The following is a 16,218-nucleotide window of genomic DNA, read 5'->3' on the forward strand; positions in this document are numbered from 1 at the left end:
ATCTACCTACCTTTCTTATTTCAATTTCCACTTTTCACCTACTATACCAAACTATTTCGATAACTGAAAGAATAAATATACAAAATGCGTATATTTTATCATTTTTAAAATATAATGTTCTCGCGTAAATATGCTCTACAAAAGCATGAAAACAATGACCAGTCTCGCATAAATAAATAGTTTCATCATCAATAATTATGTATAAAACCAGCGACCTACTTGTATATTTATAAAATAGGTATTTAGAACTAAGGAGTAGATCTCTATTGAAAATTACGTTAACACTACAGAGCTCAAGTGCTTATAAACGCAAATAAACCGAGTGTAATAACACTCGGTCAAAACAGTAACATAGACTATTGAACAAAATCTATTTTCATAGCCTCAGCCATCCTCTTTGGCAAATCTGTATTATCTAGTAAACCGTTAAATAAATCAGCTGAAGGACCGTACGCATACAAAGGAACATCCACCCCTGAGTGAGCCGTTGTGGACCAACCCACATAAGCACGTTCACTAATTATCGTATTAATAACAAAGTGGACTCGATTACTTGGAGCTGTTTGAATACGCTCTACTTCACTAGCAGTTAACTCAATATTGGCGTATGTACGAAGAACTTCTGTTACATTGCTGCGATCTTCATGTAATTGACTTGCCATATAACTTCCTGTTGCTGTTACATCACGTAACATCTCAACATTGGAACGATACTCATCATATCCTCCAACCGTCATTCCACCCGTATCATGGTCACCTGCTACAACTACTAATGTTTTGCGGTCCTTTTTCGCAAATTCAAGTGCCTCTTCAACTGCTTCTTCAAACGCCTCAGTGTCTTTCATTGCCCACGCTGCATCGTGAGCATGTCCAGCCCAGTCAATCTGGCTTCCTTCAACCATTAGGAAAAAGCCTTTTTTCTCATTCGAAAGTGTATCAATGGCAACCTTCGTCATTTCCGCTAAACTTGGTTCTTCTGTCTCATTGCGATCTAATTCTGGAGCCATTCCGCCATCAGCGAATAAACCTAGAACTTTTTCTTCTTTTCCATCAAGTGCTACTAACTCATCTCTTGTTTCAACAAAGTGGTAACCACTTGCTTCCGCCTCTTCTAGTAAATTGCGCTCGGCTTGATTGCCTCCTTTAGATCTTGGTAAAAAATTTGCCTTCCCTCCACCAAGAAGAACGTCAACATCATCTATTAATTGTAAAGCAATATCCGCTTCACTTCCTCTTGACTCCACATGTGATCCGAAAACTGCTGGTGTAGCATGGGTGATCGTAGACGTTGCAACTAAACCAGTTGCTTTCCCTGCATCACTAGCTGCTTCAAGAATCGTGTTCAGTTCTTCTCCATCTGGAGTGACACTAATCATACCATTGTTTGTTTTTACACCAGTTGCCATAGCCGTACCAGCAGCTGCTGAATCTGTTACCCAATTATCCGCAGAGTTGGTTTTCATCATACCAACAAGCATCGAATCAAGGACCGTGTCCTCCCCTTTATAAATGCGATAATTCGTTGCATAGCTAGTAGAATACCCATCAGGAATCATAAAAATGACATTTTCCACTTTTGCATTCGAATGCGATGGCGGCCCCGCATCTACCTTTTGAACATGACTGAAACCTGATACGACAACAGCTGAACATAATGCTGTCGCCAAAAACCTCTTAAACATTCTCATCTCTAAGCCCTCCTGTATTTGGTAAATTTCTTTACAGGGGCTAGTGTATTAGATGAACATTAACGCAATATGAAGGATTTGAAAAGAATGTGTAAAAAGGCAATATGTTGAAAAATCGGGAGTTTAGTCCTCATGATGAATCGATAGTTTTTAAGCACTAGCGAGAGGGTTTAAGATAAACAATGGAACTAAGAGAGTGGTTGATTTTCAAATAGTAACAAGCGCCCGTCGCAACAATTAGCATAAGGTAGAATGGACAGGCACCGTAATGTAAGCTGCAATAACTTCTGTGTCAACTTCGTGTAATATCAAAGACCGTTGTCTTTTATTTTGTCACTTGACCATAATAAGAATCATTGCCATTTTTTCTTAAAAAGTGTTTATCTAAAAGGCTATTATCAATTGGTTTCACAGCATCTGTTAGGCTCTGAGTATAGTACGCTAACTTGGCTATTTCCTCCATAATAACAGCATTTGAAACTGCCTCTTGTGGGGTTTTGCCCCAATTAAAAGGTCCATGATTATTAACAAGTACCCCTGGCATGTAACTTGGGTTTTTATCCTCGAATGTTTCAATTATAACTTCACCGGTGTTCTTTTCATAATTATGATTAATTTCCTCTTTTGTTAACTTTCTTGTGATTGGTATCTCACCATAAAAATAATCTGCATGTGTAGTTCCTAGTGAAGGAATCGCTTTACCTGCTTGCGCCCAAACCGTACACCATGGAGAATGAGTATGAACCACTCCTCCAATCTCTGGAAATGCTTGATAAAGAAGGATATGTGTAATCGTATCTGATGACGGTTTTAAACGGCCTTCCACTTGGTTCCCTTCTAAATCTAGGACTGGGAGTTCTTCTGCTTTTAAGTCTTCGTAGGCTACCCCACTTGGTTTAATAACAACTAACCCTGTATCACGATCGATGGCACTAACATTGCCCCACGTATAAATGACTAAGTCCCTTTTTGGAAGCTCCAAATTTGCCTCTAACACTTTCTTCTTTAGATCTTGTAACAAATTAAACACTTCCCTACTAGTAAAATTTCATAAAGAATAAAGACAAGTAAACATATATATTAACTCGCCTTTATTCTTGCACTTTTTTAGTTTTCGACTTTCGTTAATCTTGTTACATTTTCTTTTACATTCAGATAAATGCTTTTGTACTCTTCAAAGTATTTATCATAAATTTGCGTGTTTTCTAAATTTGGTTGAATCGTGTCTTCAAATTCTAACCAATCAGTCAAAACATTAGGATTTTCAATAACTCCAGTCGCAAGGCCAGCCAATAACGCATCTCCTAAAGGGGCCTCTACATCATTTTTGATGATTCGTATCGGTCGCCCGGTAACATCGGCATAAATTTGCGGCCATATGAGGGATTTAGAGCCTCCACCAACAATGATAATCTCTTTATCCAATTTCGCTTCCGTACCTGCAACCATTTCCATATTATGACGAAGAGAATACGCTACTCCCTCCATAAACGCTTTGTATAAATGTTTCTTCTCATGGACTAGGCTTAGACCTACAATAATCCCGCGAGCATCACTATCCCAAATTGGACTTCTTTCACCCATGAAATAAGGGAGAACGAGTAGCCCTTCAGAACCTGCAGGTACATCTTTAGCTATTAAATCTAACAATGTATAAGCATTAATTCCGAGTTTCTCTTCTGCCTCTATTTCCTCACTTCCGATGATATCCCGGAACCATCTCATAATTGCCCCAGCGGTAGCTGCGCCTCCAAATGTATAAATCTTCTCGCTAGAATCAATAACATGCGGCATACTTACAAGGTGCGGAGACAGATTAGGAGTTTCTGTTACAAATCCCCAACACATTGAAGTACCTAACATTGCAACATGGTTCCCTTCACTGAAAGCTCCGGCACCTAGAGTTGCGACAGGTGCATCGACCCCACCACAAATGACCGGTGTCCCTGCTTTTAATCCTGTCTTTTCTGATGCAGCTTCCGTAATTCCACCAACCACTTCCGTACACTCTACTAGTCTTTCAGGAAAGACTTCTAACGGAATGCCTAGCTTCTCTGTCATTTCTTTTGACCATGTACGTTCTTTTATATTATATACTCCTCCAATATTACCCGCTGATGAGTAATCTACAGCCACTTCTCCAGTTAGCTTATATACGATATATGGAGCGGGAGGTAAAAAGTATTTAATATCATTCCAAATTTTTGTCAGGTTATTTTTCATCCACAAAATCTTCGCAAATCCAAAATAAGAATTCACTGAGTTCCCTGTAATCTCAAATAATGCATCAAGGTTAATATTTTCCTTAACCCACTCAACTTCTTTTTCTGCCCTTCGATCCATCCAAATTAAACAAGGAGCTAAAGGCTTCATCTCTGCATTAACAGGGATACCCGAACCGCCATACAAACTACTGACGGCAACACCTTTAATATCTTCTGGGTCAACATTAGACTTTTCCACTACCGCTTTAATTGTAGAAAAGGTGGCGTCTTCCCAAGGTTCTGGCCATTGTTGTGCCCAGGAAGACTTCGGTGTTTCCACATCATAGCCTTGATAACTATGCGCTAATACTTTTCCTTCTGGATTGATTAATACTGCTTTTGTCCCTTGCGTCCCAATATCAACACCAATTAAGTATTCCATTTTGTTCACCCTTCATCGTATCATCAATTACTGCACACGTTACCACTTTTAAAACCACTACTTTATGGCTTTAATAAAACTTTTATCGCTTCTGGGTTTTTCGCCATTGCTAACGCTTCATGGAAATCTTCCAATTTAAAATGATTTGTTATAATTCCTTCTGCAGTAAGCAAATTACGCTCAAATAAATCAATAACGATTGGGTATGTGTAAGGACTTAAGTGAGATCCGCGTAAATCTAATTCTTTCTTGTCTCCGATCACACTCCAGTCTGTCGTTGTTTCTTGACCGAATACACTAAACTCAATAAATCTACCTAACTTCCGCACCATTTCCAAACCTTGAGTTACACCAATTGGCGAACCTGTTGCTTCAATATACACATCACATCCATACCCATCAGTTAGGTCCTTAACTGCTTGAACAGCATCTTCTTCAAGCGGATTGATACAAATATCTGCTCCAAACTTTTTCGCCATTGCTAATCTTTTATTATTCGTATCTAATACGACTAGCTTCTTAGGTGTTTTTAGTGAAATTAATTGGATCATACATAGCCCTAACGTTCCAGCACCTGCCATAACAACGACATCTTCAAATTCAATCGTTGCTCTTTGAACCGCGTGAACGGCACAAGCTGCTGGTTCAATTAAGCTCGCTTCAGAGTCTGTAACACCATCCGTAATCTTATAGATTTTGTTCGTACTACCAAATCTCATATATTCAGCCATTGCACCTTCTGCAACGTCTCTTTGAAATCCGTAAATGTTATGAACTTGACACATCCAATATCGCCCTGTCTCACAGAACATACACTTCCCGCATGGATTAATTTGATCCGTTGTTACTCGATCACCAATTTGTATATTATGTTTTTCTGCTGCGCCTTCTCCTAACTCAGCTACAACACCATAGAATTCGTGACCCGCAATAACCGGTGCTTTTAACCAAGGATCTTCTCCTGCCCAATACATATCAGCCCCAGAGTAAGCCTTCAAGTCACTTCCGCAAATTCCGCAAGCTCCAACTTTAATCACCACTTCTTCTTTTCCAGCTCTCGGTGTAGCTACCTCTTCTACTCGATAGTCTTCTGGCCCATAACAAACAACAGCTTTCATAGTTTCTGGTAATTTTGTCATTACAATCATCCTCTCGTTTAATTTTAGAATTTTTAGTCTTTTTGACGCCAACTACTATAGTAAATAGCTCCAATGATAATTAAGCCTTTTAATACCAACTGAACATAAGGAGATACTCCCATTAAGTTCAAACCATTACTTAAAACCCCTATTAATAAAGCTCCTAGTAATGTTCCAAAAATATGACCGCGTCCGCCGGCAATAGCTGTACCACCTAATACAACAGCAGCAATCGCATCCAACTCAAATCCGACCCCGGCCATTGGTTGACCTGATGCAAGTCGAGAGGTTAAAATCATCCCCGCTATACCAGCTGTCACACCACTGATTACGTAAGCCATAATTTTATATCTCTTTACCTTAACACCTGATAATCGAACTGCTTCTTCATTCCCACCAATTGCATAGATGTATCTTCCAAAAGGCAGGTGATTTAAAATAATATAGGCTGCTATATATACAAGAACCATAATAAGAACGGGCATAGGAATAATACCAAACACATGGCCTCTTCCAATAAAAGTAAACGCTTCAGGTAATCCTGATAAAGGGTAGCCCCCTGTGTACAATAAAGCCAAACCACGGGTGGCTTCCATCATCGCCAATGTCACGATGATTGCTGGGATTTTAGCATACGCTACTAATGTTCCATTTATATATCCAATTACTGTACCTAACACAATTCCAATTAATACTGCCAGATAAATCGGTATACCAGAGACTAGCATCAATCCCGCCATAATTGTACCCGTAAAGGCCATAACTGAACCAACAGATAAATCGATTCCTCCTGTTATGATGACAAACGTCATACCTACAGCTAAAATAGCGTTAATCGATATTTGTCTTGCTACATTCGTTAAGTTAGATGAGGTTAAAAATTGGTCGCTGAGTAGTGACATAATTAAACATAATATTAGAAAAGTCACAAATATTAACATTTCTTGGTTTTCAAATAACTCTTTGAGCTTGGTTGTAAACTTCTTCTTCGATGTAATGGTTGCTTCATTCGTTTGTGGCTTTAGTTCACTCACTCTCAACACCTCCTGTTGCATAGTACATTACCTTTTCTTGAGTAACTTCTGCTGCATCAAGCTCCGACATTATCTTTCCTTTATACATTACTAACACCCGATCACTCATACCTAAAATCTCAGGTAGCTCTGAAGATATCATAATGATTGAGATTCCTTCGTCTGCTAGTTTCCGCATGAGTTTATAGATTTCTTCCTTTGCTCCTATATCAATCCCGCGAGTAGGTTCATCAAAGATTAATATCTTACATTCTGTATTTAACCACTTCGCTAAGACTACTTTTTGCTGATTTCCTCCACTTAAAAACTTTACTTTTTGCTCCATAGTAGGAGTCTTAATAAGTAAGTCTTGAATAGACTGAGTAACGACATTTTTTTCTTCTTTTTTATCAATAATTCCAAAGTTCTTAGATACCTTTTTCAGAATAGGTAACGTTATATTTTTCTTAACAGTCATTCCAAGAATTAACCCTTGGGTCTTCCTACTTTCAGGAATTAAGCCTATGCCATACGCCAATGCATCCGTAGGAGATTTGATATCCACCTTCATCCCGTCTAGATAAACTTCCTTTTCATCAGTGGCATCTGCTCCAATTAACGCTCTGACCGTTTCTGTTCTACCAGCGCCTACTAAACCTGCAATTCCTAGAATTTCACCCTTTTTCAGTTTGAAATTCACATCTTCCAGCTCAGAATTACGCAGTTTTTTTACTTCTAAAAATAACTCTTCATCTCTGTCAGCCCAAGAAGGTCTGTCAGGAAAAGCATTTGTAATCTCTCTTCCTACCATCATTTTTACAATGTCCTGTTTTGTACAACCCACGACATCTCTTGTTCCAACAAATTCTCCATCTCTTAAGCATGTCAGCCGATCACACATTTCTAAGATTTCGTCTAAATGATGGGAGATATAGATAATGGTTACACCATTTGCTTTCAACATCGCAATTAAATCAAACAGTTTGTCAATTTCCTTACCTGTCAAACTTGCAGTGGGTTCATCGAATATTAATACCTTCGTATCGATGGCAATTGCTTTTGCAATTTCTATAAATTGCTGATTGGCAACACTTAATCTAGCTACTGGCTTGCTTAGATCTATGTCTGCATTGAGCCGTGTCAATACTTCCTCAGCCTTTTTTCTCATTGTCTTCTTATCTAACAATCCACCACTTTTTCTAATCTCGCGTCCTAAAAAAATGTTCTCAACACCATTTAAATATGGAATAAGACTAAATTCCTGATGAATAATACTAATTCCTAATTCTTGTGCTTCTTTCGGACTTGTAAATGTCACTTCTTTTCCATTTAGTAAAATCTGTCCTGAGCTAGGCTTTTGTACGCCTGATAATATTTTCATTAACGTTGATTTTCCAGCACCGTTTTCTCCGACTAATGCATGAACTTCTCCTCTACGTATATCAAATGATACGCCTTTAAGTGCAATTACACCTGGAAATTTCCTTGTTACATCCTTAATCTCTAAAATATTATCCACTGGTCTCACCTTCTCCCTAACATTCTTTTTTAGTAGAGTGCTCCCTATTGTTGCGGAGCACTCTTTGAAAGATTACCAGCTGAAGCCTTCTGCATTTTCAATCGTTTGTAATTCTACATCAATAGGTACTTCAGTCGGTACAACTTCTGCACCCCAGTATTTAGCTAAGCCCATTCCAAGTCCAATTCGAACTTGGTCTCTAGGGAATTGTGCAGTCGTAGCTTTAAATGGCCCACCAGCTAAAATTGCATCAATTACCTCTGGATGACCATCTACACTATAAAGCGCTACGTCACGTCCAGAAGCTTCAATCGCACCAAGAGATCCTAAAGCACCACCATCGTTCACACTGAAGATTGCATCTAAATCAGGTTGAGATTGTAACATATTTTCCGTTACATCCATTGCTACACTTCGATCTTGTCTACCATTTTGAGTATCAACAATTTCGATACCAGGATGCTTAGCAATCGCATCTTTAAATCCTTCTACCCTTTCAAGGATCGGCACTACTGGAATCCCATCTAAGATTGCAACTTTACCATTTCCACCTAAATCTTCAGCCATTTTCTCCCCAGCTAAAAATCCTGCATCATAGTTTCGAGATCCGACGAATGAATCAATTGGTCCACTAGCCTGTGCATCGACTGCTACGACAATAACTCCCGCTTCCTTTGCTGCAAGTACTGCTGTCTCAATTCCATCACTATCTGCTGGGTTAATTAGTAGAATATCAATTCCTTGTTGAATCATGTCATCAATATCATTTGTCTGTTTACTTACATCATGACGAGCATCTGTAACAATTCCTCTTGCTCCGATTGACTCGACAGCTTCTTCAAACGCTTCATGCATTGTAATAAAGTAAGGATTATTCATATCTTGAAAAGCCATGCCAATTACTAATTGCTCATTTCCATTTCCATTTCCACTAGTAGACGCTTCTCCATCTGAGTTTGTTTCTGTACTTGTTTCGCTGCTTTGGTTCGCACAACCAACAGCTACTAACATGAACGAAATGAGAACAAACATTAACATACCTTTTAACTTCTTGTTCATTTTAATTCCCCCTAAGTATAAATTCTTTTTGTTAGGCGCCTTCCTTCGACTCAAAATAAAGCGCTTTCTTTTTACTGATAAAGAAGAGTTGAAAACTTACAAAATGTACCTATTCACAAATAAACAATCATAAACCTATTTCTGCTGTTCTCGAAATCTCTGTATGATATCACCCCCCTTCAATTTTTTAATAAAAAACAAAAAAGTGCCCTATTTACGTAATGTGAGTATGTTTATAAGCAAACATAACTCTACACATACGTAGATAAGGCACCCATAGCCAACGCATCATTTTATACCAACCATAAGTATAAAATTTACCAAATATATCAATTTTTATTATTAAGCTAATCCTTAGCATTCCCCTACGCCAGCCATAAGCATAGGACTAAATGCGCATTAATATTTAAATTATTCTGTAACTTTAATCATAGTATAATGATGAATGATAAACAAGTCAATAAGTTTTTGTGAAAAATATAAAAAATAAATTCCTTTAGTTTTGAAAAAGAGAATCTGCTTTGATTAGGTCTTTGGCTACATTAACTAACTTCTGGTTCTTATCTCTACTTATTTTTTGCAGGCGTTTCATAGCTTCAGGCTCTGTTAAACTCATTCTGTCCATTAGTATGCCTTTTGCTTTTTCTATGTGTTTACGTCCTTCTAAAGCTTGCTTCGTGTCTTTCAACTCATGGTGTAACTTTTTAAACTCTTCAAATCTAGCTGAAGCAATATTAATAGCGATTTCCAAATCCTTCATTTCAACAGGCTTTGTAATATAATAGAGCACACCTTCTTTCGTTGCTCTCTTAATAAGATTTTCATCATAATATCCACTTACGATAATACTAGGAATAAATAATTTCTCATTAATTTTCTTGATGGCCTCAATTCCATCAAGGCTAGGCATATTAATATCAGTAATCACAAGATCCGGCTTTTTTTCTATCGCCATTTCTACAGCCTGCAATCCATCAGTGGCAACTCCAACCACCTGATGTCCAAGGTCTTCAATGTTAGACTGCAAACCAACCAAACATAAGTATTCATCTTCAGCAATTAAAACGCGCAATGTTGACACCCCCAAATACTAATAAAGATTACTATTTATGCAGGAAGATCCTCTCAGTCGGGAACCTGCTAATAATGTTCGTTCCCCCTTCTCCTGTTATCTCCATCTCACCTCGGAATTCACTAGTAACAATCCCCTTCAGAATCGTAAGCCCTAAACTATCTAGTTTGTTTAAATCAAAATCCTCTGGTATTCCACGACCATTATCTGAAACTGACAATTCAACCGAATCGTGAATGCGTTTACAAACAATGCTAATTATACCTGTTTCTCTTTCTCGAAAAGCATGTTTATAACAATTCGTTAGCAACTCATTAATTATCAAAGCAATCGATGAAGCTTTATTGTAGGGAATAAAGATATTTTCTAAGTCTAAGTTAATTATAATGTTTGGATCAACATTATTAAAGCTTACAATTGCTTCTATGATATCTTTAACGTTAATAATGCTTCTTCCTAATTTATCTTTTGACAGAAGATCATGCACAGCAGCAATACTCTTTACTCGAGAAATAATATTATCGAGCGTTTCTTCTACCGAGTTTTCTGGATGTTTATCAACAAATCTTTTTTGCAGGGCAATCAAACCAACAATCGATTGAAGATTATTTTTTATCCGGTGATGACTCTCCTGTAATAACGCCGACCTTCCCATCAACCTTGTATCTTCAATAGCGATTGCTGCATGTCTGGCAAATGCCGACAAATACTTTGATTCATCTTTAGAATACACGTAAAAATCTTCGTAGAACATCTGGATGATACCTGTTACCTGTGATTTAATTAAAACAGGAATGCAAATAACCGTCTTTACATTGTCAATTTTTTCAAACAATGAAGTAAACACACGATTATGCTGACTTGTATAGTAAATGCCATTTTCTCTAGCTATTTTTATTATTGCATCTTTCTTTAATTGAGCTTGCAATTCTTGTTTCTTTTTGAATTCAAAGCGGTCAATAATGGACCATGTTTGTTCATCGATTAAACTAATCGAACATCCATCAGCCCCCATAACTTTTGTCACTTCTTTTGCCAATAGCAATAATACATCCTTTAACTCATATTCCGATGTAAGGAATTCCGCAGCTTTAAAAACAGCCTCTAAAACATTCTGTGTCTCGTCATCCTTTACTCCATCTCTATCCTTATAATTATAATCTTCCAACTGCCTTAACAATCGTTGTGGGTCCTTTTTAGCAATATCTGCAGCCATCTCATCTTTAATTTTTCCTTTTGATAAAATGGAAATACGATCAGCAATCTTTAAAGCTTCTTCCCACTGTTTAGTAATATAAAGTATACTCCCCCCATCATCTTTATATTGCTGAATAATCTTCATTAATTTAGAAGCATTTTTTGCTGACAAACCTTCCATAGGCTCATGCATAACAATCATTTCGGGGTTTCTTAACAAGACGGATAATATATTAACTATTCGTTTATTCTCTTTAGATAAATTTTTGGCTTTCGTTTTATGATTTAGTTCAAAATCTGTCTTTTCTAAAATATCCTTAGCTTTCTGCTTTACTTTTCTCCAATGAACAAATGGCAAAAATCCTCTAGTAGGAATACTCCCTAATGAAAGGTTTTCCGCTACGGTGAAGTCATTTATTAACTTTGGTTTTTGGTGTAGTAATGCTAGAGTGTTCCTATCTATCGTGCGATTATTTAGCAACTTCCCTTTAATTCTAAAGGTTCCATCCACACTCTGATTTTCTTGCAAATTTATTAAACTCTCAATAAGAATACTCTGTTCCGAACTACTTTTGACAACCAATGCATGTATTTCATTATTAACTAGATTTAGACTAATATCATCTATATTTCCTTCCGAATTGCTATATGTTAAGTTTCTAATTTCAAATAAGATATCAGACAAGTTTTGCACCTCCAATTCCATTTTCCGTATAGAAGAGACTTCTTATATGTATTACTCAAATTGATTTTATAGGGCAATTCAATTTATTGCACTAATTTTTTCTTCAAATCAAGAAAAATTCTTAATATTACGACATATATAATTCCTAATTAAATTTATTAAAAAAGTTTCTATAACAAAAAACCGAGTGCAACAACACTCGGTCATTCGATAAACTTCGGGTAACACCACCTACCCCAACAATCTCTCCAACTCTTCCGCACAAACCGGTTTACTAAACAAATACCCTTGCATGTGATAGCAGTCATTTTTCATCAGAAACTCTTTCTGATATTCTTCCTCTACCCCTTCAGCAATAACGTGTAGTCGCAATCCACGTGCGAGGTGAATAACCGTTTCTGCTATTTCAGAATTACTATGATCCTCTTGAATATCTTGAATAAAGGAGCGGTCTATTTTCAAGCTATTGATTGGCAATGTCTTTAAATAACTTAACGAAGAATAACCTGTTCCAAAATCGTCAATTGAAATGGAAATTCCATATTCTTGTAATCCTTTTAACGCCCTAATCGTTTCTTTCGAATTGAAAAGGAGGGTACTTTCTGTAATTTCAATTTCAAAATGTTCCGGTGCTAACCCGCAGTCAGCAAGGATTTCTCTTACTTGTCTCACTAAATAGCACGGATCTTGGAACTGCTTCGCAGAGAAGTTCACCGCAAGACTTAACGGTTCGACTCGACCTTCATTCCACTTCGTTACCTTTGAACAAGCATTTTTCATGGCAATTTCCCACAATGGATTAATGAGTCCTGTTTCCTCCGCCACAGCAATAAACTTATCTGGTGGTACAAATCCAAGCTCATCATCTGTCCATCTAAGTAACGCTTCTACTCCCGTCATTTTATCCTTTTTAGCATCGATTTTTGGCTGATAATACACTTCAATCTGTTTATTTTTTATTGCTTTTCTTAAGCGCGCTTCAATACGAAGTTTCTTGTTTTTCTCTATGCTGATTTTCTCATCATAAAATATCGCTTTATTTCCATCCTTTTTCTTGGCAACATACATCGCTCCATCCGCATTTATCATCAGAGCATCCATATTGTCAGTATGCTCCGGGTACAAGCTTATGCCGCAGCTCGCACTGACTGTTACTTCATTTCCATCTAGCAAAAATGGTTGATTAACCTTCTCTACAATTGTCTCAGCAAGTTCCTTAACCTCTTCTTTTTCAAGCTGGCTACACAAAATAACAAATTCATCTCCGCCCTGTCTCGTCAGAACACTATTTCCTTTAGTCAGGCTGCTTTGGATTCGTTTTGAAATCAATTGGATTAATTGATCCCCTTTGGCATGACCTAATGTGTCGTTCACATCTTTGAAGCGATCAATATCAATAAATAAGACAGCGACCGTCTCTCCTGTTTCTTTGGCATGTTCCATTCTTTGCTCTAACTCTTCTTGGAAGTACCTTCTGTTAAGTAGACCTGTAAGCGGATCGTGATAAGCTTGAAATTTAATCACTTTCTGGCTCTCTTTCAAATCGTTCACATAACACTGCAGAGAATTGGATAACGCACTTACATTTTGCGCAAGATGGCCAAGCTCATCTTTTCTTTTTAACTCGATATTTCTGCCAAAATTCCCTTCAGCAATCTCATTTACCTTTTCAACAATATATCCAATCGGTTTCGTAATCGAACGCGAGAAAATTAAACTTGTAAGAAACACACCAAAAACAAATGGAATGGATAAAAGGAGGTGCTGCCAAAATTCATTTCTTAACTCGTTCTCAATTAAGCTATAGTCATACGATAATCCAATGACATAAGGATCCTGTGTATCCAGATCAATTGGAACAAATGTTTTTGAAACCATTTTTCCATTGATTTCATCTATATAATTCTGTGATTCGCCTGTTTCTACAGCTACTTGAACGAATTCTACATCGACGTCCTGATTGCCATATTCATATGTCCCATACCAAATCGGTTGATCCACAATCCGGATAAAGTTATTCCAATCAAGATAAAGCTCTTCCGTCTCTTTCCCAAAGCTCTCCGGATTAATTACAGTTAACTCAAGGACACCTTCTAGTTTATCTGTAAAACGTTCAATGATGTTTCCAGGCCCAAACCGCTTCTCATACTCAAGTACCTCGTTATCGCGATTGTACGGATTAATAATATAATCCGTAGATCCATCATAATAATATCCCCACTTATCCGTATGTTCAGGATTACTTGCAGCTACTTCAATAGGGCCTGTCCAATATTCGGGAAGAGCTAATCCCTCCTCCACTGTTACAGGATCTAATGCAAAAAGCTGCTTGAAGGCATCATACCAAAAGAGCCATTGATTTGTTGACAACCCAATCTGAAGAGGATCAGACGATTTTACGCCAATGATGTCATCCTCTGTTTCAGCAAGCAAGGTAATATGAGATATCATCAGTTCTTCGGCCAGCTCAACTAATTGTTCATTTGTGACATCTTCGTAGTTAGCAGGCAAAGAGTTTCTAATCGCGATTGAAGCCGTTCGTAACTCTCTTCCCATAATATCTTCAACATACAAAGCGCCACCTTTGGCGTTTTCTACCTGATATGATATTTCCTGAGTAATTAATTCTATTTCTCTTTCCTTATATTCAATAAGTTTATCTTTCGAACGCATGTAATGTAATGAACTATGAGCAATTAAAATACATAAGACCAATAACGTAAAAATTAACGGTAATTTCTTTTTAATAGACATCGCTTGCACCTCCTTTTCCCTTAAAACAAGTTATTAAAAAACCTCCACAAAGGAAATCCCATGCAAAGGGGAATTCTGTCAAATACAAACACAAACCAATTTTACATGGCTGTCTCGAAAAATTCATGGTCAGAAATAAACACTTCTTTCGTCATGTTTCCTAGGTCATTTCGTAGGAACGATTCAAAAAGGAATAGAAATTGTTCAGGCTGGTGAACATGAGCTACATGCCCAGCATGTTTTATTTCTTCATATTTCACATGAGGAACATACTTCTTTAGATCTATAAGGGTACTTTTATACAGCTGATCATATTCTCCCATCACCCATAAAACAGGGATTTCTGTTCCAAGTAACGCTGACTTTGAGTCAAACTCAAACTGCAATCTCATCGCTTTATCCAGTACTTTTGGAGGGACTTGGAGAGCATGATGTAAAAAGATAGATTCCGAGTCTTCACGTATAAATGGATGATTTGGATTTAGCAAAGCTGCATATTGTTTTAGCCAGATTTTATAATCTGATGTCCCTTTATCCTCTAACACGCGAATGAGATTTTCACTGAATTGTGATGGCTCATTGCAACAATATCCGCCGACAAACGTCATACTTGCTACTCGCTCAGGATGTTTATCCGCAAAAGCTTGAGCGATAACACTCCCGAAACTAAGTGCGCATAAATGGGCTTTTTTTATATTTCTTAGAACGAACTTGCAATAAAGCTGCTCAATAAAAACATCTATAATAGGAAGCCCGTCCACCTCTGAGTCATTAATATCATACAGATCGTATGAGATACACTGATAGTCACCTTGTAACATCTCTATTTCTTTTTTAAACGCATTCTTATTTCCGACAATTCCATGCAAAAAAATAATTGTTTCTTTTCCCATATCGAAACCTCTTATATTTTGACTTTTAAAAAATTATATTAAGAAAGTTATACTACTATGGAACATCTATTATACAGAATACTTAATTTCTATTATATTTCTTCCATTAGAAACTAGCAAAGTGAAACATTTGGCAGCACAGAATTTCATCATTATTTAAAAATAGATAAATATATCCTTTTTGTTACAAACTAACGATTTTTCCAAATTGGAGCGACGTACTTTTAGGGGACGATCTATAAAATCTGGAAGAATTGAACAGTTCGCACATCTAAGTTGAGGAGTTTAATGAGGCAATCCATAATGTACTTGAACAACTTTCTATTATTTTACAAAAGGGGAAAGATTGCGTTTGAAACACTTACGAGGTTTAGCGTGGAGATCATTGGGGTTTGCAACGCAAGAAAAATGCAAGATCGTCATATATCAGCAAAGCTACTGAAATATATTCTTATGGGATCGAGCGTTGATCGCTCAACGCTCGTTAAAATTAAGCTTCTCGATCAATGACGCTGTATGCTTAGTCATCAGCTTTTACAGAAACGTAATCACA

11 protein-coding genes are annotated in these 16,218 nt (G+C 37.2%); all 11 read right to left on the reverse strand.

The features are described from left to right. Positions 1–356 precede the first annotated feature (356 nt). Positions 357–1,688 carry an alkaline phosphatase gene (locus MF646_RS06835; protein WP_250095744.1) on the reverse strand — a complete coding sequence of 444 codons (1,332 nt, stop codon included), beginning with the start codon at positions 1,686–1,688 and terminating at the stop codon, positions 357–359. 325 nt (positions 1,689–2,013) lie between these two features. Next, on the reverse strand, positions 2,014–2,709 hold the full coding sequence (locus tag MF646_RS06840; protein ID WP_250095745.1) for an L-ribulose-5-phosphate 4-epimerase: 696 nt from the start codon (positions 2,707–2,709) through the stop codon (positions 2,014–2,016). Between the two features lie 86 nt (positions 2,710–2,795). Further along, the gene (locus MF646_RS06845; RefSeq protein ID WP_250095746.1) at positions 2,796–4,334 is read right to left on the reverse strand and encodes an FGGY-family carbohydrate kinase; all 1,539 of its coding nucleotides are present in this window, start codon (positions 4,332–4,334) and stop codon (positions 2,796–2,798) included. Between the two features lie 62 nt (positions 4,335–4,396). Beyond that, the gene (locus tag MF646_RS06850; RefSeq protein WP_250095747.1) at positions 4,397–5,473 is read right to left on the reverse strand and encodes an alcohol dehydrogenase catalytic domain-containing protein; all 1,077 of its coding nucleotides are present in this window, start codon (positions 5,471–5,473) and stop codon (positions 4,397–4,399) included. A 32-nt stretch (positions 5,474–5,505) separates the two neighbouring features. Continuing rightward, positions 5,506–6,414: an ABC transporter permease gene (locus tag MF646_RS06855; RefSeq protein ID WP_250095789.1), complete on the reverse strand. Its 909-nt coding sequence runs from the start codon at positions 6,412–6,414 to the stop codon at positions 5,506–5,508. Between the two features lie 85 nt (positions 6,415–6,499). Beyond that, positions 6,500–8,005, reverse strand: a complete 1,506-nt coding sequence (locus tag MF646_RS06860; protein ID WP_250095748.1) for a sugar ABC transporter ATP-binding protein — start codon at positions 8,003–8,005, stop codon at positions 6,500–6,502. A gap of 72 nt (positions 8,006–8,077) precedes the next feature. After that, positions 8,078–9,064: an ABC transporter substrate-binding protein gene (locus MF646_RS06865; RefSeq protein ID WP_250095749.1), complete on the reverse strand. Its 987-nt coding sequence runs from the start codon at positions 9,062–9,064 to the stop codon at positions 8,078–8,080. Positions 9,065–9,560: 496 nt separating this feature from the next. After that, positions 9,561–10,136 carry an ANTAR domain-containing response regulator gene (locus tag MF646_RS06870; RefSeq protein ID WP_275980227.1) on the reverse strand — a complete coding sequence of 192 codons (576 nt, stop codon included), beginning with the start codon at positions 10,134–10,136 and terminating at the stop codon, positions 9,561–9,563. Between the two features lie 31 nt (positions 10,137–10,167). Beyond that, positions 10,168–12,018 carry a histidine kinase dimerization/phosphoacceptor domain -containing protein gene (locus MF646_RS06875; RefSeq protein WP_250095751.1) on the reverse strand — a complete coding sequence of 617 codons (1,851 nt, stop codon included), beginning with the start codon at positions 12,016–12,018 and terminating at the stop codon, positions 10,168–10,170. A 231-nt stretch (positions 12,019–12,249) separates the two neighbouring features. Beyond that, positions 12,250–14,772: a putative bifunctional diguanylate cyclase/phosphodiesterase gene (locus MF646_RS06880; protein ID WP_250095752.1), complete on the reverse strand. Its 2,523-nt coding sequence runs from the start codon at positions 14,770–14,772 to the stop codon at positions 12,250–12,252. Positions 14,773–14,873: 101 nt separating this feature from the next. Next, the gene (locus MF646_RS06885; RefSeq protein WP_250095753.1) at positions 14,874–15,665 is read right to left on the reverse strand and encodes an alpha/beta fold hydrolase; all 792 of its coding nucleotides are present in this window, start codon (positions 15,663–15,665) and stop codon (positions 14,874–14,876) included. Positions 15,666–16,218 lie beyond the last annotated feature (553 nt).

It is taken from the genome of Halalkalibacter alkaliphilus, from assembly GCF_023555415.1.
GTDB classification, from domain to species: domain Bacteria; phylum Bacillota; class Bacilli; order Bacillales; family Bacillaceae_D; genus Halalkalibacter; species Halalkalibacter alkaliphilus.

What these genes read in the sequence shown, in the direction of transcription:
- MF646_RS06855 (WP_250095789.1), bottom strand. Translation starts at nt 6,414, where the DNA reads ATGTTAATATTTGTGACTTTTCTAATATTATGTTTAATTATGTCACTA.
- MF646_RS06880 (WP_250095752.1), bottom strand. Translation starts at nt 14,772, where the DNA reads ATGTCTATTAAAAAGAAATTACCGTTAATTTTTACGTTATTGGTCTTA.
- MF646_RS06850 (WP_250095747.1), bottom strand. Translation starts at nt 5,473, where the DNA reads ATGACAAAATTACCAGAAACTATGAAAGCTGTTGTTTGTTATGGGCCA.
- MF646_RS06865 (WP_250095749.1), bottom strand. Translation starts at nt 9,064, where the DNA reads ATGAACAAGAAGTTAAAAGGTATGTTAATGTTTGTTCTCATTTCGTTC.
- MF646_RS06885 (WP_250095753.1), bottom strand. Translation starts at nt 15,665, where the DNA reads ATGGGAAAAGAAACAATTATTTTTTTGCATGGAATTGTCGGAAATAAG.
- MF646_RS06835 (WP_250095744.1), bottom strand. Translation starts at nt 1,688, where the DNA reads ATGAGAATGTTTAAGAGGTTTTTGGCGACAGCATTATGTTCAGCTGTT.
- MF646_RS06845 (WP_250095746.1), bottom strand. Translation starts at nt 4,334, where the DNA reads ATGGAATACTTAATTGGTGTTGATATTGGGACGCAAGGGACAAAAGCA.